Genomic DNA, 19,202 nt, shown 5'->3' with positions numbered 1-19,202 from the left:
GGCGACGTAAAATAGCGACCTGTCATGCCAGCAGCTTATCGCAAGCACCTGAACCGATGAGGCTGATCGCCATCGGTCTCAACCACCAGACCGCGCCGCTCCAGCTGCGTGAACGGGTGGCCTTTGCCGGCGATCGGCTGGAGGCCGCGCTGGCCGAACTGCGCGCGCTGCCCGACGTCAAGGAGGTGGCGCTGCTTTCCACCTGCAACCGCACCGAGCTGTATGCCGTTGCCGATGACGAAGGCCGCGCGCTGGTGAACTGGCTCGCCACCCACCCCGACGACGCCTCGGGCGATGCCGCCGGGCTGCACGCCTACCTGTACCACCATGCGGGCGACGCCGCGGCGCGCCACCTGTTCCGCGTCGCCACCGGCCTGGACTCGATGGTGCTCGGCGAGCCGCAGATCCTCGGCCAGGTGAAGCAGGCCTGGTCCAGCGCGCGCAGCGCGGGCACGCTCGGAGGCCACCTCGACCGGCTGTTCCAGCACGCCTTCGTCACCGCCAAGCGCGCGCGCACCGAAACCCGCATCGGCAACAGCCCGGTGTCGATGGCATCGATGGCGGTGCGCCTGGCCCAGGAGAGCTTTGCCCGGCCGGAAGACTCCGTGGTGCTGCTGGTCGGCGCCGGCGAGACCATCGAACTGGCCGCGCGCCACCTGGCGCAGGCCAAGGTCAAGCGCCTGCTGGTCGCCAACCGCACCTTCCGCCACGCCGAGGAGCTGGCCGCGCGCCACGGCGGCGTGGCGCTGCCGCTGGACGAACTCGACCGCCACCTGTTCCTCGCCGACATCGTGTTCTCCGCCACCGCCAGCCGCACCCCGGTGATCCGCCGCGACCATGTCGCCGCGGCCCTTGCGGCGCGCAGGAACCGGCCCATGCTGCTGGTCGACCTGGCCGTGCCGCGCGACATCGAACCCGCCGTCGCCGAGCTGCGCGACACCTACCTGTACACCGTGGACGACCTGGAACGCGCGGTCGAGGACAACCGGCGCAGCCGCCGCGAGGCCGCGGACGCGGCGGAATCGATCATCGACCTGCAGGTTTCGCGCTACGCCGAACTGCTGGCCACCAACGCGCGCAGCGCGCCGCTGCGCCGCCTGCGCGCGCATGGCGAAGCGGCGCGGAGCGAAGCGCTGGCCAGGGCGCGGCAGCAGCTCGCGGCCGGCCAGTCGCCGGAGGCCGCACTGGAGCATCTTGCCCACGCGCTGACCAACCGCCTGCTGCACGCGCCCACCGCCGCCCTGCGCGAAGCGGCCGCCAGCGGCGACGACATCCTGTTGCGCGCGGTGGAACGCATGCTCCCCGCCGACCCCGCGACCGCCGACGCACCACGCCAGCGGGCCGATGCCGGCGTGCACGACGACGACGATGCTCCCCTCCCTGCGCCGTAAGCTCGAGGCGCTGGCCGAGCGCCGCGACGAACTCGAACGCCTGCTCTCCGATCCCGCTGCCGCGGCCGACCAGGCGCGGTACCGCGCGTGGTCACGCGAATTCGCGAGCCTGGCGCCGCTGTCCAGTGCGCTCGCCGACGAGGCCCGCGCCCGCGCCGACCTCGCCGCGGCGCAGGCGCTGCGCGACGACCCCGAGCTGCGCGAGATGGCCGACGAGGAGGTGACGTCCGCAAGCGCGCGCCTCGCCGAACTCGACGCCGCGCTGATGGCGCTGCTGGTGCCGCGCGATGCGCGCGACGACGGCGGCATCTACCTCGAAGTCCGCGCCGGCACCGGCGGCGACGAGGCGGCGATCTTCGCCGGCGACCTGTTCCGTCTGTACAGCCGCTACGCCGAGCGCCAGGGCTGGCGGGTCGAGGTCGAGTCCGCCAACGCCGGCGAGCACGGCGGCTTCCGCGAAGTGGTGGCGCGCATCGAGGGCGCCGGCGCCTACGCACGCCTGAAGTTCGAGTCCGGCACCCACCGCGTGCAGCGCGTGCCGGAGACCGAATCGCAGGGCCGCATCCACACCTCGGCGGCGACGGTCGCGATCATCCCGGTGGAGGACGAAAGCGAGCCGATCGAGATCAATCCCGCCGACCTGCGGGTCGACACCTTCCGTTCTTCGGGTGCGGGCGGCCAGCACGTCAACAAGACCGACTCCGCGATCCGCATCACCCACCTGCCCTCCGGCGTGGTGGTGGAATCGCAGACCGAGCGCTCGCAGCACGCCAACCGCGACAAGGCCATGAAGCGCCTGAAGGCGATGCTGGCCGAGGCCGAAGCCGCGCGCCGCGCCGCCGCCACCGCGCAGTCGCGCAAGCTGCAGGTGGGCAGCGGCGACCGCAGCCAGCGCATCCGCACCTACAACTTCCCGCAGGGCCGGATCACCGACCACCGGGTCGACGGCCTGACGCTGTACGACCTGCCGGCCGTGATGGAAGGCGCGCTCGACCCGCTGGTCGATCGCCTGCTGCAGGAACACCAGGCCGACGAACTGGCACGCCTGACGGAGCAGTCGACGTGATCCGCGGAGCGGGTGCGTGAGCGCCCCCGCGGATGCGCGCAGCGAAGCGCGCCGCGCGACGGTCCTGGCGCCGGGCAACCTGATCGCCTGGATCCTGCTGTCGGATGCCGAGCTTGATGCCGGTGACGGCGTCGCCGGCGAAGCCGCTGCGCAGCGTGCACTCGCGCTGGCGCCCGGACACCCCGAAGCGCTCGCGCGCCTGGGCCGCGCCCAATGGTTGCTCGGCCACCGCCGCGACGCCGCGGACAGCCTCGGGCAGGCTGCGCGCGCTGCGCCGGGGCATCCCGGCATCGCGCTCTGGCACGGACATGCGCTGGAGGACGTGGGCGAAGCGGAAGCCGCGGCCGACGCGTATGCACGCGCGCATGCGCTGGCACCCGACGCGGCGCAGATCGCGGCCCACCTGCTGGCCTGGCGCCGGCGCCTGTGCGACTGGCGCGGATTGGACGCCCTGTCGGCGCAGGTGCGTTCGGCGGTGGCGCGCGGCGAAGCGGCGGTGGAGCCGTTCGCCTTCCTCAGCGAAGACGGTGATGCGCTCGAGCAGTTGCGCTGCGCGCGGCTGAGCGCGGCGCAGGTGGCGCGCAGCGTGCGTCCGCTGCCGCCGCGCGCGATCGCCGGCGACGGCCCGCTGCGGATCGGCTTCCTGTCCAACGGTTTCGGTGCGCATCCCACCGGCCTGCTGACCGTGGCGTTCCTGGAGGCGCTGCGCGCGGAGGCGGCCGTCGAGGCGCATCTGTTCGCGCTCAACGCCGACGACGGCAGCGCGGTGCGCCAGCGACTCCAGGCCGCGACCACCCTGCATGACGTCTCCGCCCTGCCCCATGCGGAGGTGGCGGCGCGCATCCGGGCGGCCGGCATCGACGTGCTCCACGACCTGCGCGGCTGGGGAGGTGGCGGCACGCCGGCCGTGCTGGCGATGCGCCCGGCGCCGCTGCAGGTCAACTGGCTCGCCTATCCAGGCACCTCCGGCGCGCCGTGGATCGACTACGTGCTCGCCGATGGCTTCGTGCTGCCACCAGCGCTCGAGACGGGCTTTTCCGAAGCGGTGGCACGCCTGCCGCGCTGCTTCCAGCCCTCCGACACCCGGCGCGCCCCCGCCCCGCCGCCGTCGCGCGGGGAGTGCGGCCTGCCGGCGGAAGGCGTGGTGTTCTGCTCCTTCAACAACAGCTACAAGCTGAATCCGGCCAGCTTCGCGCGCGCCATGGCAGTGCTGGGCGACGTCCCGGGCAGCGTGCTGTGGCTGCTGTCCGGACCCGGGAATGGCGACGCGCGCCTGCGCGCCGCCGCCCAGGCGGCCGGCATCGATCCGGCGCGGCTGGTGTTCATGGCCAAGCAGCCGCACGCCATCTACCTCGCGCGGCTGCAGCTCGCCGACCTGTTCCTCGACAGCAACCCGTACAACGCCCACACCACCGCTTCCGACGCGCTGTGGGCCGGTTGCCCGGTGCTCACCCGGCCGGGGCGCACTTTTGCCGCACGGGTGGCCGGCAGCCTCAACCACCACATCGGGCTTGGCGAACTCAACGTCGCCGACGACCCGGGCTTCGTCGCGCTGGCCACCGCGCTCGGCAACGATCGCGCGCGCCTGCAGGCGGTCCGCACACGCCTGCGCGCCCTGCGACAGGAATCGGGGCTGTTCGACATGCCGGCGTTCGCGCGCGACTTCGCCGCGATGGCCCTGGCCATGGCGGACCGCCAGCGGAGCGGACTGCCTCCGGCCGCGCTCCAGGCGCGGTAGGCTCGACGGATGACCCAGTCCGACACCGCCGTCCAGCTGCACCTGTGCGTCCTCACCGTGTCCGATTCGCGGACGGCTGCCGAGGACAGCTCGGGCGATTACCTCGTCGCCGCGCTCGAGAAAGCCGGGCACCGCCTGGCAGGCCGCGGCCTGCTGCCCGATGACCGCTACCGCCTGCGTGCGCTGGTCTCGCAGTGGATCGCGGACCCCGCGATCGACGGCATCCTGGTCACCGGCGGTACCGGCTTCACCGGACGCGACTCCACCCCCGAGGCGCTGCTGCCGCTGCTCGACAAGGAGATGGCGGGTTTCGGCGAACTGTTCCGCGCGATCAGCTTCGAGGAAATCGGCACGTCGTCGCTGCAGTCGCGGGCGTTCGCCGGCCTGGCAAACGGCACGTTCCTGTTCTGCGTGCCCGGATCGACCTCGGCCTGCCGCACGGCGTGGGAACGGATCATCCGCGCGCAGCTGGATTCACGCACCCGTCCCTGCAACCTCGCCACGCTGCGGCCGCGCCTGAAGGAATGACCGGCGCGATCGCCCAACCATTTCGGAACGGGAGCGGCACGTGAAGGAACTCAAGCGCAAGCAGTACGCATCGCTGCTGGAGCCGCTGCAGCACGAGCTGGTGGCCATGGCACGCTGGGCGCGATGTGCCGGGCAGCGCATCGCCATTGTCATGGAAGGCCGCGACACCGCCGGCAAGGGCGGCGCCATCAAGGCCATCACCGAGCACCTGGACACCCGTCAGTACCGTGTCGTCGCGCTGCCCAAGCCGAGTGAGCGCGAACAGGGCGAGTGGTATTTCCAGCGCTATGTGCGCCACCTGCCCACCACCGGCGAGATCGTGCTGTTCGACCGCAGCTGGTACAACCGCGCCGGCGTCGAAAAAGTGATGGGCTTTGCCACGGACGACCAGGTCGCCGCCTTCCTGCGCCAGGCGCCGGCGTTCGAGAAGCTGCTCACCGACGACGGCATCCTGCTCTTCAAGTACTGGCTGTGCTGCGACCAGGAACAGCAGGAAGAACGCTTCGCGGAGCGGCTCGCGGATCCGCTGAAGTCGTGGAAGCTGTCGCCGATCGACGTCGAGGCGCGCACCCGCTACGCCGATTACACCCGGGCCCGCGAAGCGATGCTCGAGGCCACGCATACCGGGAACGCGCCCTGGACCCTGGTCGACTTCGACGACCAGAAGCGCGGCCGGCTGACGCTCATCCGCCACCTGCTTGACCGCCTGCCCGACGTGCACGTGCCGCGCCGCGCGCCGGAGTTTCCGCCGCTCGATGGCAAGCCGAAGAAGGAACGCTTCGGCAAGCTCAAGCCGATCCCGGCCTGGGAAGGCTGAGGCCGCCGCGCGTCAGACCGCGGGTGCGCCCGGTTCGCCGGCCGCGGTGATCGCGGCCTCAATCTCGCTGGCGGTCACCGGGCCGAGGAACTTCCGGGCCACGCGGCCGTCGGGCGCGATCAGGTAGGTCAGCGGCAGCCCGCGCGGGGTGGCGAAGTCCTTCGGCGGGTCGTAGACGTCCAGGATCGCGACCGGATAGACCACCGGATGCTTGTCCAGGAACGCGCGCATGTCGTCGACCGCGATGTCCTCGTAGGCCAGCCCGACCACTTCGATGTGCTCGCGCATCGCGTCCAGCGCCGACAGCTCGGGCATTTCCTTGATGCAGGGCGCGCACCAGGTGGCCCAGAAATTGACCACCACCCAGCGGCCACGATGATCGGCAAGCCGGTAGGGCACGCCGTCGATCGTGGTCACCTCGAGCACCGGGACCTCGGCATCCGCGGACGCGGCGGCGCCCGCCTCGTCCGCGGCCATTGGCGGTGCCGGTGCCGGCGCATCGCCTGCAGGCGCAGCGGGCTGCGCCGGGGTGTCGCCTGTGGTCGCCGGCGCATCGCCGCCGTCGGGCCGGCAGCCGGAAAGCGCCAGCAGCGCGGTCAATGCAAGGCAGGGGATGTACAGCGGGCGCACACGCATGGGCTCAGGTCCTGGAGGGATCGTGGATGTCGCCGATGCGGCGGCGCAGCAGGTCGCGCAGCGGCAGGCGAAGTTCGTCCAGCGCGGCGATCGCGGCCGCGCCGAGGGCGTCGTCGCGGCACGGCAGCACCGCCTCGGCGACCGGGATGCGCAGCTGTCCGGCTTCGTAGAGTTCGGCGAGCGACAGCCCGTCGAGGTCGCGCGCCAGCAGCCATTCGCCGGTCTCGGCGCGGCGCACCACGTCGATGCCCTGCAGCTGGCCGAGGATCTCCTGCACCAGCTCGTCGGTCAGCATCGGTTCGCATGCCAGGATGTCGTCGCTGTGCAGGCCACGGCCTTCGCGACGCGCCTCGGCGAAGCGGCCGAGCAGGCGCAGGATCCCGTACAGCTCGTAGCCCTGCGGCAGGCGCATGTGCGCGGGCTGGTAGCGGAACGCCGAGATCGACGCGGCGAACGACGCGCCCAGCAGTATCGAGATCCAGCCGAAGTACAGCCACAGCAGGAAGATCGGCACGAACGCCAGCGGCCCGTAGATGTTCTGGTAGGCGTTGAAACTTCCCAGGTACAGGCCGAGCAGGCGCTTGCCGATTTCCAGCAGTACCACCGCCAGCACGGCGCCGGCGAACGCGTGCCGCCACTGCACGGTGCGGTGTGGCACCACGCGGTAGATGGTGGCGAACGCGAGCAGCTCGATCAGCGTCGGGGCCAGGCCCAGCATCAGGTGCTGCAGCCACTGCCCGGCGTTGCTGCGGAACACATCCAGTGCAAAGAACCTCGCCGACACCGACAGGCTGGCCGCGGCGACCAGCGTGCCGAGGGTCAGCACCGTCCAGTACACCAGGAACCGCCCGAACCGCGGCCGTGCGGTGTGCACGCGCCAGATGCGGTTGAAGGCGCCCTCGATGCCGAACAGCGTCACCAGCACCGACACCACCAGTGCCACCACGCCGACCGCGGTCAGCTGCCCGGTGTTTTCCGAGAACGAACGCAGGTAGCCCTCGATGGCCTGTGCCGAACTGGGCACGAAGTTGGAAAAGATGTAGGTGCTCAGCTGTGCGCTCCACTGCTCGAACACCGGGAACGCGGACAGCACGCCGAACACCACCATCGACAGCGGCACCAGCGCGAAGGTGGTGGTGAACGACAGCGCACCGGCCGCTTCGAACAGGCGGTCATCAAGGAAGCGTCGCCACAGGAAGCGGGCGAACGAAGTCGCGCGCGCGCGGTCGCGGATGCGCTCCTTCCAGCGGTACAGGGAATCCAGCGGCTCCATCGTGGCGAGGTTAACCGATCACGAACCCGCGCCGCGGCACGGGGCCTGGCGCATGCGGCTATGCTTTGCCGCCCGGAGGAAACCGCATGCCCGATATCCTGGTCCTGTATTACAGCCGCGGCGGTTCGGTCGCCGCGCTCGCGCGCCACGTCGCGCGCGGCGTGGGCGAAGTGGACGGCATGGCGGCGCGGCTGCGCACGGTGCCGCCGGTGGCCGCGGTGACGCAGGCGGCCGCGCCGCCCGTGCCCGATGAAGGCGCGCCCTACGTGGAACGCGCGGACCTCGACGAATGCACCGGCCTGCTGCTGGGCAGCCCGACGCGCTTCGGCAACATGGCCGCGCCGCTCAAGCACTTCCTCGACGGCCTCGGCAGCGAATGGGCGAGCGGCACGCTGGTCGGCAAGCCGGCGGGCGTGTTCACCTCCACCGCCACCCTGCACGGAGGCCAGGAGTCGACGCTGCTGACCATGATGGTGCCGCTGTTGCACCACGGCTGCGTGCTGGCCGGCATCCCCTTCACCGAGCCGGGCCTGTCCGCCACGCGCAGTGGCGGCACGCCCTACGGCGCCAGCCACGTCGCCGGCGGCGACAATGACCCGCTCCCCACCGACGAGGAGGCGCGGCTGGCCCGCGCGCTCGGGCGCCGCATCGCGATGCTCGCCGCGAGGCTGGGTTGATGACGGCACCCCGTTCGAGGTGGGCACTCGCCGCGCTGCTCGCGGTGCTCGCGCTGCTGTTCGCGGCGTGGTTCCGCGACGACCCGCGCTACCTGCAGGCGCTCGCGGTGTTCGCGCTGCCGCCGCTGCTGCTGATGGCCGGGGTGCTGCTCGGCAGCCGGGTCGCGGCATTCTGGTCCGGCGTGTTCGGCCTCGGCTGGTTCTGCCACGGCGTGATGGTCGGCTGGGAGCGCGCGGCAGGCCGCGGCTACGCCCTGGCGGAAGTCGCGTTGGCGCTGGCGATCATCGTGGCCGCGAGCTGGCCGGGCCTGAGCGCGCGCTTCGGCCGTCGCGGCCAGGGCGGCGCGACCGACTAGAATGCGCACCCGGCCGGCGACACGCCCGCCACCGCGCACGGCATTCGAGGAACACGCGATGGATGAACTCCTGGTCGTCACAACCGGCGGCACGATCGACAAGGTCTATTTCGACGACAAGTCGGATTTCCAGGTCGGCGAACCGCAGATCGGCCGGATCCTCGAGGAGCTCGGGGTGGCGTTCCGCTTCCGCGTGATCCCGATCATCCGCAAGGACTCGCTGCACATCGACCAGGCCGACCGCGAACTGGTGCGCGCCACCATCGCCGCGCAGCCTGCGCGCCACGTGCTGATCACCCACGGCACCGACACCATGGTGGAGACCGCGCAGGCGCTGGCGTCGCTCACCGATCGCACGATCGTGCTGACCGGCGCGCTGAACCCGGCGCGCTTCCGCGGCTCGGACGCCGAGTTCAACATCGGCACCGCGGTCGGTGCGGTGCAGTCGCTCGCGCCAGGGGTCTACATCGCCATGAACGGGCGCATCTGGGATCCGCTCAAGGTGCGCAAGAACGTCGCCGCGAACCGCTTCGAAGCGACCTGAGCCCCGCGCACGCGCGGCACGCGGGCGCGGAGCGCGCAGTCAGGGCGGGCTGAAGCGCGACCGCCCCGGGCCACCCGGCGGCACCGGATCCGGCAGCGCCGGGTGCGGGCGGTTGCGTGGCACCTGTCCGGGCGATGCCGGTGGTGGCACCCGCAGCCGGGTCCTGTTCGACTTGGCCAGTTCGCCCATGAACGCCAGCCCCAGGCGCGCGATGATCGTGGCGTGCTGCGCGTTGCCGCCCATGTTGGCCAGCGTGTCGCCGGGCGTGTGCAGGCGCGGGAAGAACGGGCCTTCGTCGTACATCGCCGCGGGGAACCCGGACTGGGTCCACGAGGCGTGGTCGGAGCAGGCATACCCGCAGGACGAATCGCTGCGCGTATAGCCCTGCGGCGCCATGTACTCGTCGAACAGGTCGCGCAGGAACTGCACCAGCGCCGGGTTGGAATTGTCGGTCATCACCCGGATGTCGCTGCCGCCGCCCGGCGCGCGGTAGTTGGTCATGTCCATCTGCAGCACGCCGACCACGGTGCGGCCCTCGAGAGCGAACGACTGCGCGATCGCGCGCGAGCCGCGCAGGCCCACTTCCTCGGCGGCGTAGGCCATCAGCTTCACCGTGCGCCGGGGCCGGTACCCGTCGGCCATCGCCACGCGCAGCACCTCGGTCAGCGTGGCGATGCCGGATGCGTCGTCGTCGGCACCCGGCGCGACCATGGCGTTGCCGCTGCCGGTGCTGGAGATCGAATCGAGATGGCCTCCGAGCACCACGATCTCGTCGGCCAGGTCGCTGCCCTGGATGGTCAGGATCACCGACGGCTGGCCACCGCAGTTGTTGCAGGCGGTGAACAGCTCGGCGCTGACATCGCTGCGGCCGGCGGCGAGCGACAGCCAGTGGTCGCGGATCCACAGCGCGGACGCCTGCCCGTGGGTGCTGGCGAAATACCGGTTCGGCCAGGCCGTGGACAGGTGGGTGATGGTGGCGGCGAGGTTGGCCGCGGACACCTGCGGCAGCCAGCGCCCGACCACCGCCTGGTTGCTGATGGTGTACGCCGGCGGCGCGGCGGCGCGCATGCCGTCCAGTGGTGCGCGATTCGCGACGAAGGCCTCGGCCTCGGCGCGGGTCGCGAACGCGAAGTAGCCTCCGCAGCGGCGCTCGACCTCGTGCACGTGGCGGGCCAGGTCCTGGATCTGGTGCTCGCGCAGCTCGGCCAGCACCAGCGCATTGCCCAGGGCATCGCGGCGCGACGCGAGCCGGCCGCTGAAGTCGCGCAACGCGGCCTCGAACGTGGCGCGTTCGGCGACCACGTGCACCGGCGCCATCGGGTCGACCGTGGTCGCGCCATGGCCGTGCGCCGCCGCGGCGCCGCTCGCAAGCAGCATCGTGGCAGCCACCAGGCCGCTGGTCAGCGCGCGCTTCAAAGCCGCGTCCCCGGGCGCACGGTCCGCGTGACGCTGGACGTGGCGCCGCGATCGTCGGTCACCGTCAGGGTGACCTGGTAGAACACCTTGGCCGCGTAGGTCCGGGTCGGGTTGGCTGCCGTGGAAGTGGTGCCGTCGCCGAAGTCCCAATGCCAGGCCACGATGCTGCCGTCCGCATCGCTGGACCGGTCGTCGAACCGGATGTTCAGGCCGCCGTTCCGCTGGAAGGCGAACTGCGCGACCGGGTCGGCATTGGGCGTGCCGGCAGCGTCGAGTCCATCGACGAAGGCCGCGCCGCTGCCGGCCGGATCCAGCCAGTCGCTGAGCCGCGTTGCCGCTGTGCCGCCGCCACTCCACGAGGTGAAGATCCGTCCGTAATAGTCGCTGTGGCTGGCGCCGGTGGTGCTGCAGCTGGCGAGTCCACCGTGCAGCTGGCCGACAACGCGCTTCTCGGGGCTGTACAACGGCGATCCCGACGAGCCGCCCTCCGTGGTGCCGATGCCGCCCGGCTCCCAGAACACCTGGTAGTGACTGCTGCCGCTGCCGAAGTAGCCGCTGATGACCAGCGGATCGAGCGAATGCGTGATGCGCTTTTCCGCCACGCGCGGGTGATGGATGCCGGTGGCGTTGGCATGCGCGACGTCGCGCCGGTCCCAGCCCCCCCAGTACAGGTTGAACGCGGGATCGGCAGCGTCATCGAGTTCGAGCAGGGTGAAGTCCGAGGCCGCGTTGGTCGCGCGCACCTGCGCGCCAGACTGGTTGTACGCAAGCGAGCCGTCGCCGTTCTGGCCGCTGGCGGCGCTGCCGGGGATGCGGCAGGTGGAGTTCTGGTAGTTCCAGTACACGACGATGCTGGCTGCAGCCGCCGCCGTGCCCATGCTGCAGTGGTGCGCGGTCAGGAACAGCATGCGCCGGTCGTTGGCGGTGTTGTTGAGCAGCGAGCCCGTGCAGTAGAAGGTGCCGTAGCGCGAGTACGCGCCGACCGAGCGGATCTGCGGGCGATGCGCATCGCCCTGCGGGCACGCGACGTCGATATTGCAGGCGCCGGACACGCCCATGGCGCGCACTTCGTAAGCCGCCTCGCGCGCGATGCGGCCGAAGCCGACGTAGTCATGGTTGACGCTGGACAGCGCCAGCTTCAGTTCGCCGACGCGCACCGCGGGCACCGTCACTTCGATCACGGCATGATCGCCCGGCACGATCGGTGTCCACAGCTGGCCATGCGGCTTGTTGTCGGCTGCGGTGAACACGCTGACCAGCTCCGGCGCATGCGCCTTGGGCAGGCCTGCAGGATAGACGCGCAGCTCGCCGCCTTCCGGCATCCGGTACGCGCTGAATCCGAAATTGAGGGACAGCGCGCCGGGCGACTCGATGCGCAGGCGCCACATCATGCGGTCCTTGCCGACCGCGTCCCAGTCGCCCGCGCTGTCCGGCGTGATGTTCACCGCATGCGCCACCGCGAACCGTGCCGGCGCGTCGCCGCGCGTCGCGGCGCGGTCTTCGGCATGCAGCCTGGCGACATCGACCGCCGGCATGCGGACCACTTCAACCGTGTGTTCGGCGGGCAGCCCCTGCGGGGCCAGGCGGCTCCCGGAGGCCATGGCGCCGCCCGCCATCAGCAGCGCGCACAGCGCCAGGCAAATCCGATTCATCCTTTTCATATCTGCGTCCCCGCACTGGACCGATCGACCGTTGATGGAATGCTGCCCCGGCGCGGGCCGGGGCAGCAGACTGTAACCGGGCGAAGGCCATTCAGATCAGGCTGAGACTCAGAAAGTGACGCTCCAGCTGTTGATGTAGCCGCTGTCGCCGGCGGCGTTGTCGTTCACCCGCAGCTTCCAGGTGCCATTGAGCGCCTCGCTCGACAGGTTCACGTTGTAGGTCGAGTTGATGTTGTCGGCGCTGCCGCCGCTGCGGTTGTGCAGCACGTACACGCTGCCGTCCGGCGCCACCAGGTCGACCTTCAGGTCACCGCGGTAGGTGTGGACGATATTGACCGCGACCGGCGTCGACGCCGGCGCGTTGCCGCTGCGGCCGGAGACCGTGATCGGGCTCTCCACGGTGGCATTGCTGTTGACCGGATAGTCGGTGCCGTTGCTGTAGGTCTGCGGGGAACCGCCGCCACCGCCGGCCGTGTAGCTGCCGGTGAGGGTGACGCCGGAGAACGCCGAGTAGCCGCGCAGCATGACGTGGTAGGTGCCCGCCTGCGGCGCGGCGAAGCTGCAGCTTTCGGCGTTGCCGGCGCGGTACGGACGGCAGTCGTAGGTGGTGGTGGTCGGTGCGGAACCGAAGCGCACGTACAGGTCCGCGTCACCGGTACCGCCACTGCTGGCGATGGTGAGGTTGCTGGCGCCGGCCGGGACATTGATCGTCCACGACTGCGTGCTCGACGCCGCTCCGGCGATGCCGCTCACCGGTACGCCGTTCTGCAGCACGCTGCCTCCGCCGCCACCGCTGCTGACCGTTACCGACTGGGTTCGGCTGTTGCTGGCGCCGCTGTTGTCGGTCACGGTGAGGGTGACGCTGTAGGTGCCTGCCGCCGCGTACGTCTTGCTCGGGTTGGTGGCGGTCGAACTGGTGCCATCGCCGAAGGTCCAGCTGCGCGAGGCGATGCTGCCGTCGCTGTCCGTGGAACTGTCGGTAAAGCTGGCGACCAGGCCGCTGGTGCTGACGCTGAAGTTCGCGGTCGGGGCGACGTTGCCGGTCCCGCCGCCGGCGGCATCGACCGCCGCCTTGGCGTTGACGATGCCCGCGCCGATGGTCTGCGAGGGCGTGCTCGGGAATGCGCTGGCCGTGCTCTTGATGAGCGCTTCGATTTGCGCCGGCGTCTTGGCCGGGTTGGAAACCGACTGGATCAGCGCCACCACGCCGGCCACGTGCGGCGCCGCCATCGAGGTGCCGCTGTAGCTCGCGTAGCTTTCGCTGCCCGGACCCTGGCTGCCCGAGTTGAGCGTGGACATGATGCTGGAGCCGGGCGCGGCGATGTCGACTAGCGCGCCGTAGTTGGAGAAGCTGGAGCGCGCGCCGGTGCTGGTGATCGAGCCCACCGCGATCACGTTGTTGCAGTTGGCCGGCGAGAACCCGGAGGTATTGGCGTTGCTGTTGCCGGCGGCGATCACCAGGGTGGTGCCGCGGCCGACGGCGCCGTTGATCGCGCTCTGCATGGCGCTGCCGCAGCTGCCCGTGCCGCCCAGGCTGAGGTTGATCACTTCCGCCGGATTGGCATTGGCCGGCACGCCGCTGACGGTGCCGCCCGACGCCCAGATCACCGCGTCGGCGATGTCGGAGTCGTAGCCGCCGCCGCGTCCGAGCACGCGCACCGGGACCACCTTGGCGCCGAACGCGGTGCCAGCGACGCCCTTGGCGTTGTTGGTCACCGCGGCCACGGTGCCGGCGACATGCGTGCCGTGCCAGCTCGACGCATAGCCGCCTGAGTAGTCGCCCGGATCGCTCGCATCGCTGTCGCGGCCGTTGCCGTCGCCGGCGACCGCGGTGTCGATGATGAAGTCGTAGCCCGGCAGGATGTTGGCGTTGAGGTCGCTGTGGTTGGTGATGCCGGTATCGAGCACCGCGACCACCGCGCCGGTGCCGGTGGTGACATCCCAGGCCTGGGTGGCGCGGATGCCGGCCGGCGTGGTGCCAAAGCCCCACTGCTGGCTGAAGTTGGTGTCGTTGGGGGTCAGGACCGCCTTGTTGAGCTTGTCGACCTCGACGTACTCGACGTTCGGGTTGGATGCGATCTGGCGCATAAGCGATTCGGCTTCGATGCGGTCCAGCTTGCGGCTGCTGCGCACCACCTCGGCACCGACGGCCATGCGGCGTTCGTGGCGCAGCGCCAGCGGCGTCGCGCCGCGCGCGTTGCGTGCCTGTGGAACGGCGACGGCGGCGGACCTGAGCGCGGCATCGCGAGCGGCGGCCTGCGCGTGTTCGGCGCTGCCGTCCACGTATTTGACGATGAAGCGGTCGTGCAGTTCGGACGCCTGCAGGCCACTCAGGTCGATGCGATCGACAGCCGGCGCCGAGACGGCGGCCAGCGACGCAAGCGCAAGGGTGGTGGCAACGGCGAGCGCGTGCAGGCGCACGCGGCGGTTCGGACGATCGGTCATGGCGGTTGTTTCCGGGAGGTGTGACGGCGCCGCTGGGCGGCAACTGCCGGCAGGACGCCTGCCCGGGATCCCTCCCCCGTTCACGACCCTGCCGGACGCGAAGCGGACTGACCAGATTGTCCGCAAACTGACGCTACGCGACAGGCTGGCGTTCACACAAGCGGGCGCAGACCCTACTTCCGCCTGGAAAATGTGGCGACGCTCACAAAGCTTGAAAGTGGCTGGCGACCCGGTCGCCAGCGCCAGCCCCTCAGAGCATCCCGGTCTCGAGGCGCGCGGCTTCGGACATCATGTTGCGGCCCCACGGCGGGTCGAAGACCAGATCGACGTCGGCCTCGGCCACGGTCGGGATCATCTCCAGCTTGCTGCGCACGTCGTCCACCAGGATGTCGCCCATGCCGCACCCGGGCGCGGTGAGCGTCATCTTGACCGCGACCTCCCGCTGGCCGTCGTCGCGGTGGGTGACCACCGCTTCATAGACCAGCCCGAGGTCGACGACGTTGATCGGGATCTCGGGGTCGAAACAGGTGCGCAGCTGCTGCCAGACCAGCCTTTCAACCGCCGCGTCGTCGGCGCCTTCCTCGAGGACCAGCGGCTCCGGCGGTTCCTTGCCGATGGCGTCGCCATCGGGACCGGCGATGCGGAACAGATTGCCTTCGATGTAGACGGTATAGCTGCCGCCGAGCGCCTGGGTGATGTAGCCGATGCTGCCGGCCGGCAACGTCACCTCATCGCCCTGCGGGACGAGCACGGCGGCGCAATCGCGCTCGAGGCGCACGGGTTCGCTGCTACGGGAGTACATGTCGGGGATGTGTGGCCGCTGGCGGCATGATGCAAGGTGTCCATTCTAGCGCCGCCGGGACGCTATCCTGTGCCGCCCCGAGCGGTGCAGCGTTCCATGACCCCAATGCGATCCCGGCTGGCGCCCACGCTGGCGCTGGCTGGCGGCATCGGTTTTGCCTGTGCCTGGGTGCTGCTGGCGCAGGCCACCGGCCGGCAGTGCAGCTGGATGGCCGTGCTGGCCGCGCTCGACGCCGCCCTGCTGCTGCGCATGGTGCGCGTGCAGCCGGGAATGGCACGTGCCGCCTGGGGCGTGCTGGCCACGGTGCTGACGATCGCGCTGGCCAACTGGGGGATCGTCGCCACCGAGCTCGGCAAGGTCACCGGCCTGGCGCCCTGGACCTCGCTCGGTCGCCTCGGGTTCGAACACGGCTGGCTGCTGGCGCGACTGGCCAACGGCGCCGTCGACCTGGCGTGGCTGGGCGCGGGGATCGTGGTTGCCGCGGTGAGTTGCCGCTGAGACCCCGGCGCCCGGTCGCGGGGCGCGCCCGGCGCAATGCGGATCCGCGCGTCAGTGCCCGCCGTCGAGCGCCTTGAGCTCGGCGACCAGCGCGCTCGCTACCTCCGCGCCATCGCCGTAGAGCATGCGCGTGTTGTCGGCGTAGAACAGCGCATTCTCGATGCCCGCGAAACCGGTGCCCTTGCCGCGCTTGATCACGATGGTGTTCTTCGAGTCGACCACGTCGAGCACCGGCATGCCGTAGATCGGGCTGGCCGGATCGGTGCGCGCCACCGGATTGACCACGTCGTTTGCGCCGATCACCAGCGACACGTCGGTGTTGGGGAACTCGGGGTTGATGTCGTCCATGTCGACGATCAGGTCGTAGGGCACGCCGGCTTCCGCCAGCAGCACGTTCATGTGCCCCGGCATGCGTCCCGCAACCGGATGGATGGCGAAGCGCACCTTCACCCCGCGCTCGATCAGGCGCTGGCTGAGCTCCCAGATCTTGTGCTGCGCCTGCGCCACGGCCATGCCGTAGCCGGGCACGATCACCACGCGTTCGGCGTAGGCCATCATGGCCGCGACGTCGGCAGCCTCGATGGGCTTCTGCGCACCGGTGATCTCCTGCGCCTCGCCGCTGGCGCCGAAGCTCGAGAACAGCACGCTGGCGATCGAGCGGTTCATGGCCTTGGCCATCAGCCGCGTCAGCAGCAGGCCGGCGGCGCCGACCATCATGCCGGCAATGATCAGCGATTCGTTGCCGAGCACGTAGCCCTCGAACGCCACCGCGAGGCCGGTCAGTGCGTTGTACAGCGAGATCACCACCGGCATGTCGGCACCGCCGATGGGCAGCGTCATCAACACGCCCAGCGCCAGCGCGACGATGAAGAAGGCCACGATCACCGGCACGTCGAGGGTGTGGATGGCCATCGCGCCCAGCACCACCGCGGCCAGGAACACCAGTGCGTTGAACACCTGCTGGCCGGGGAACGTGAAGCGCCGGTCCATGCGTCCGTCAAGCTTGGCCCAGGCAATGACCGAACCCGACAGCGACACCGCACCGATCAGCGCGCCCAGCGTGCCGAGCACCAGCGTGGTCATCAACGGCGTGGCGTCGGGACCGCCACCCGAGAAGCGCAGCAGTTCGACGGCGCCGATGGCCGCGGCCGAACCGCCACCCATGCCGTTGAACAGGGCGACCATCTGCGGCATGTCGGTGATCGCCACCTTCTTGCCCCAGATCCACGTCGAGGCGATGCCGATCACCGTGGCCAGCACGATCAGGCCGATGTTCTGCAGCCCCGGCATGAACAGCGTGGCCACGGTGGCGATCACCATGCCCAGCCCGGCCCAGCGGATGCCGCTGCGCGCGGTGCGCGGCGACGCCATGCGCTGCAGACCGAGCAGGAACAGGGTGGCGGCCACCAGGTAGCTGGCCTTGACCAGCAGCATCAGCACGTCCGCGAGCGCCCAGGTCACGGCGCGGCGCCCGGCTTGGCGGCAGGCTTTGCGCTCGGCTTGAACATGTCCAGCATGCGCTCGGTGACGACGTAGCCGCCGGCGGCGTTGCCGGCGCCCAGCAGCACCGCGATGAACCCGATCGCCTTTTCCAGCGTGGTGTCGGCGTGGCCCAGCACCAGCATGGCGCCGATCAGCACGATGCCGTGGATGAAGTTGCTGCCCGACATGAGCGGCGTGTGCAGGATCACCGGCACCCGCGAGATGATCACGTTGCCGGCGATCGCCGCCAGCATGAAGATGTACAAGGCCACGAAACCGTCGCTCATCCGCTTTTTCCCCGGGCTGCCCTGCGTCCGATCATAACCGCCGCGACGGCGGGCGCGACGCCGCTGTCAACCGCGGGCGCGGCGACGCGTTGACAGCCCCGGACCCGACCCGGGATGCGTGGAATGGATGGCGGCATGCAGCAACACCGCGACATCGGCGGGCTGGCTATGCTGGACGGCATGGGTCACCCCGCCGACATCCCTGCCGCCGCCATGCCGGCCACCGACGCCGTGCCCGCGCCGCCGGCGGAGACGCTCGAGGAATTCCTCGACGCCATCGCCCCGCGCGCGTTCCGCTTTGCCGAGTCCGGCCTGCGCCACCGCGAGGACGCCATGGATGTGCTGCAGGACGCGATGGTGAAGATGCTGGGCTACCGCGACCGTCCGCCCGCGGAATGGACGCCGCTGTTCTGGACGATCGTGCGCAGCCGGATCGTCGACGCGCAGCGCCGGCGCACGTTCCGCCTGGGGTGGTTGACCTCGGCGGACGAGCGCCAGGAGGCCGGCGTGGAATGGGCCGACGACGGCCCCGACCCGTCGCGCAGCCACGACGGCCGCGAAGCCTACGGGGTGTTCGCGGCGGCGCTGCGCGATCTGCCGCGTCGCCAGCGCGAGGCCTTCACCCTGCGCGTGCTGGAGGAGCTCGACGTCGCGACGACCGCGCGCGTCATGGGCTGCGGCGAGGGTTCGGTCAAGACACACCTGTCGCGCGCACGTGGCGCGCTGCAGAAGCGACTGGAGGATTTCCGATGACCACCCGGCAAGACGATTTCGATCGCAGGGCGCGCGCATTGCATGCGCAAGCCGTGCAACACGTGCCGTCGCGCACGCTGGAACAACTGCGCATCCGCCGCACCCGCGGCATGTCGTCTGCGGCCGTGCCGGCACGCGGCGCGCGGATTGCGGGCTGGTCGCTGGCCGCCGCCTGCACGGCGGTGTTCGCGCTGGCCATCGGCCTGCGACAGCCCGGGATCGAGCAGGCGCCTGCCGCGCCCCTGGCCACGACCAGCGGCCCCGACGCCGCTGCCGAAACCTATGAAGCCTTCGCCACCCTCGACGAAGACCCCGACCTGTTCCTGTGGCTGGCGTCCCAGGACGCCTTGCCGCTGGCCATGGAGTAAGACCATGCACATCCGACTCCTCGCTACCCTGCTGCTGCCGCTCGCGCTGGCGCTCTCTCTGCCCGCGGCGGCCCAGGGACCCGCAAAGAGCGAGCCGCTTCCGACCTGGGACCAGCTCGACAGCGAGCAGCGCGAAGCCTTGGTGGCACCGCTCAAGCAGCGCTGGGACGACAGGCCCGAAGGCCGCGCGAAGATGCTCGCGCATGCCCGGCGTTGGCAGCAGATGACGCCCGAACAGCGCGAACGTGCCCGGCACGGCGCCGACCGCTGGCACGGGATGAGCCCGGCGGAGAAAGCGGAAACGCGCGCGCTCTACGGCAAGCTGCGCAGCCTTCCCGAAGACGAGCGCCGCGCCCTGCGCGCGCGATGGAAGGCGATGACCCCGGAGCAGCGTCGCGCCTGGGCCGAAGCGAACCCGCCGGCCGAGCGGGGGGCCGCGCCCCCGCGCTGAGTACCGCGTGCCG

The 19,202-nt window shown here is 70.8% G+C and carries 20 protein-coding genes and 1 pseudogene; 12 read left to right on the top strand and 9 right to left on the bottom strand.

Going from position 1 to position 19,202, the window contains the following annotated elements; genetic code table 11:
- The first annotated feature begins 56 nt into the window (after positions 1–56).
- The 5 genes from hemA to ppk2 are packed head-to-tail and all read left to right on the top strand — an operon-like array spanning position 57 to position 5,540.
- Entirely contained in the window at positions 57–1,391 is a 1,335-nt protein-coding gene (hemA, locus tag JHB91_RS13450; RefSeq protein ID WP_199473225.1) for a glutamyl-tRNA reductase, read from the top strand.
- A complete protein-coding gene (gene prfA / locus JHB91_RS13445) occupies positions 1,369–2,457 on the top strand; it encodes a peptide chain release factor 1 (RefSeq protein ID WP_199473224.1) in 1,089 nt (362 codons plus the stop codon). The genes hemA and prfA overlap by 23 nt, the downstream gene beginning before the upstream one ends.
- A 16-nt stretch (positions 2,458–2,473) precedes the next feature.
- Positions 2,474–4,195: a UDP-N-acetylglucosamine-peptide N-acetylglucosaminyltransferase gene (locus JHB91_RS13440; protein WP_343225104.1), complete on the top strand. Its 1,722-nt coding sequence runs from the start codon at positions 2,474–2,476 to the stop codon at positions 4,193–4,195.
- A gap of 9 nt (positions 4,196–4,204) precedes the next feature.
- Positions 4,205–4,723: a molybdenum cofactor biosynthesis protein B gene (gene moaB / locus JHB91_RS13435; RefSeq protein WP_199373284.1), complete on the top strand. Its 519-nt coding sequence runs from the start codon at positions 4,205–4,207 to the stop codon at positions 4,721–4,723.
- 40 nt (positions 4,724–4,763) lie between these two features.
- Positions 4,764–5,540, top strand: a complete 777-nt coding sequence (gene ppk2, locus JHB91_RS13430; RefSeq protein ID WP_199373285.1) for a polyphosphate kinase 2 — start codon at positions 4,764–4,766, stop codon at positions 5,538–5,540.
- A gap of 12 nt (positions 5,541–5,552) precedes the next feature.
- On the opposite strand, the gene JHB91_RS13425 is transcribed toward ppk2, so the two are convergent.
- Together JHB91_RS13425 and JHB91_RS13420 are read right to left on the bottom strand one after the other, a co-directional pair.
- A complete protein-coding gene (locus tag JHB91_RS13425; protein ID WP_199473223.1) occupies positions 5,553–6,176 on the bottom strand; it encodes a TlpA disulfide reductase family protein in 624 nt (207 codons plus the stop codon).
- Positions 6,177–6,180: 4 nt separating this feature from the next.
- Positions 6,181–7,449 carry a YihY family inner membrane protein gene (locus JHB91_RS13420; RefSeq protein WP_199473222.1) on the bottom strand — a complete coding sequence of 423 codons (1,269 nt, stop codon included), beginning with the start codon at positions 7,447–7,449 and terminating at the stop codon, positions 6,181–6,183.
- 86 nt (positions 7,450–7,535) lie between these two features.
- On the opposite strand from JHB91_RS13420, the gene wrbA reads away from it, so the two are divergent.
- From wrbA to JHB91_RS13405, 3 genes are read left to right on the top strand one after another with little or no spacing between them, the layout of a single operon-like run.
- Positions 7,536–8,126, top strand: a complete 591-nt coding sequence (gene wrbA, locus JHB91_RS13415; protein WP_199373288.1) for an NAD(P)H:quinone oxidoreductase — start codon at positions 7,536–7,538, stop codon at positions 8,124–8,126.
- Positions 8,126–8,482, top strand: coding sequence for a DUF2069 domain-containing protein (locus tag JHB91_RS13410; RefSeq protein ID WP_199473221.1), 357 nt, complete (start codon positions 8,126–8,128; stop codon positions 8,480–8,482). Before wrbA ends, JHB91_RS13410 begins: the two co-directional genes overlap by 1 nt.
- Before the next feature lie 58 nt (positions 8,483–8,540).
- Positions 8,541–9,026, top strand: coding sequence for an asparaginase domain-containing protein (locus JHB91_RS13405; RefSeq protein WP_199473220.1), 486 nt, complete (start codon positions 8,541–8,543; stop codon positions 9,024–9,026).
- 39 nt (positions 9,027–9,065) lie between these two features.
- Here the strand turns inward: JHB91_RS13405 and JHB91_RS13400 are convergent, their stop codons facing one another.
- The 5 genes and pseudogenes from JHB91_RS13400 to sufT all read right to left on the bottom strand — a co-directional run bounded on the left by JHB91_RS13400 (position 9,066) and on the right by sufT (position 15,350).
- Positions 9,066–10,442 (bottom strand): M20/M25/M40 family metallo-hydrolase, encoded by a 1,377-nt coding sequence (locus JHB91_RS13400; RefSeq protein WP_199473219.1) that lies wholly within the window; start codon positions 10,440–10,442, stop codon positions 9,066–9,068.
- The gene (locus tag JHB91_RS13395) at positions 10,439–12,094 is read right to left on the bottom strand and encodes a PKD domain-containing protein (protein WP_199473218.1); all 1,656 of its coding nucleotides are present in this window, start codon (positions 12,092–12,094) and stop codon (positions 10,439–10,441) included. Before JHB91_RS13395 ends, JHB91_RS13400 begins: the two co-directional genes overlap by 4 nt.
- A 117-nt stretch (positions 12,095–12,211) precedes the next feature.
- Positions 12,212–12,856 (bottom strand): proprotein convertase P-domain-containing protein, encoded by a 645-nt coding sequence (locus JHB91_RS13995; RefSeq protein WP_343225108.1) that lies wholly within the window; start codon positions 12,854–12,856, stop codon positions 12,212–12,214.
- A 57-nt stretch (positions 12,857–12,913) separates the two neighbouring features.
- A pseudogene (locus JHB91_RS13990) lies at positions 12,914–14,476 on the bottom strand (S8 family serine peptidase); the annotation flags it as partial.
- Positions 14,477–14,798: 322 nt separating this feature from the next.
- Positions 14,799–15,350 (bottom strand): putative Fe-S cluster assembly protein SufT, encoded by a 552-nt coding sequence (sufT, locus tag JHB91_RS13385; RefSeq protein WP_199473216.1) that lies wholly within the window; start codon positions 15,348–15,350, stop codon positions 14,799–14,801.
- Positions 15,351–15,446: 96 nt separating this feature from the next.
- Between sufT and JHB91_RS13380 the strand changes: the two genes are divergently transcribed.
- Positions 15,447–15,848 (top strand): hypothetical protein, encoded by a 402-nt coding sequence (locus JHB91_RS13380; RefSeq protein ID WP_199473215.1) that lies wholly within the window; start codon positions 15,447–15,449, stop codon positions 15,846–15,848.
- Between the two features lie 51 nt (positions 15,849–15,899).
- Here JHB91_RS13380 and JHB91_RS13375 read toward each other — a convergent pair whose 3' ends face one another.
- Both JHB91_RS13375 and JHB91_RS13370 read right to left on the bottom strand, forming a co-directional pair.
- Positions 15,900–17,309 carry an NAD(P)(+) transhydrogenase (Re/Si-specific) subunit beta gene (locus JHB91_RS13375; RefSeq protein ID WP_199473214.1) on the bottom strand — a complete coding sequence of 470 codons (1,410 nt, stop codon included), beginning with the start codon at positions 17,307–17,309 and terminating at the stop codon, positions 15,900–15,902.
- Positions 17,306–17,617, bottom strand: a complete 312-nt coding sequence (locus JHB91_RS13370; protein ID WP_199473213.1) for an NAD(P) transhydrogenase subunit alpha — start codon at positions 17,615–17,617, stop codon at positions 17,306–17,308. The genes JHB91_RS13375 and JHB91_RS13370 overlap by 4 nt, the downstream gene beginning before the upstream one ends.
- 213 nt (positions 17,618–17,830) lie before the next feature.
- On the opposite strand from JHB91_RS13370, the gene JHB91_RS13365 reads away from it, so the two are divergent.
- The 3 genes from JHB91_RS13365 to JHB91_RS13355 are packed head-to-tail and all read left to right on the top strand — an operon-like array spanning position 17,831 to position 19,189.
- Positions 17,831–18,370, top strand: coding sequence for an RNA polymerase sigma factor (locus JHB91_RS13365; protein WP_233398745.1), 540 nt, complete (start codon positions 17,831–17,833; stop codon positions 18,368–18,370).
- Positions 18,367–18,738, top strand: a complete 372-nt coding sequence (locus tag JHB91_RS13360; RefSeq protein ID WP_199373298.1) for a hypothetical protein — start codon at positions 18,367–18,369, stop codon at positions 18,736–18,738. The genes JHB91_RS13365 and JHB91_RS13360 overlap by 4 nt, the downstream gene beginning before the upstream one ends.
- A gap of 4 nt (positions 18,739–18,742) precedes the next feature.
- Positions 18,743–19,189 (top strand): DUF3106 domain-containing protein, encoded by a 447-nt coding sequence (locus JHB91_RS13355; RefSeq protein ID WP_199373299.1) that lies wholly within the window; start codon positions 18,743–18,745, stop codon positions 19,187–19,189.
- Positions 19,190–19,202 lie beyond the last annotated feature (13 nt).

Source organism: Luteimonas sp. MC1828 (genome assembly GCF_016461615.1).
GTDB lineage: Bacteria > Pseudomonadota > Gammaproteobacteria > Xanthomonadales > Xanthomonadaceae > Luteimonas.
This window is presented reverse-complemented; position numbering and strand designations above follow the sequence as displayed.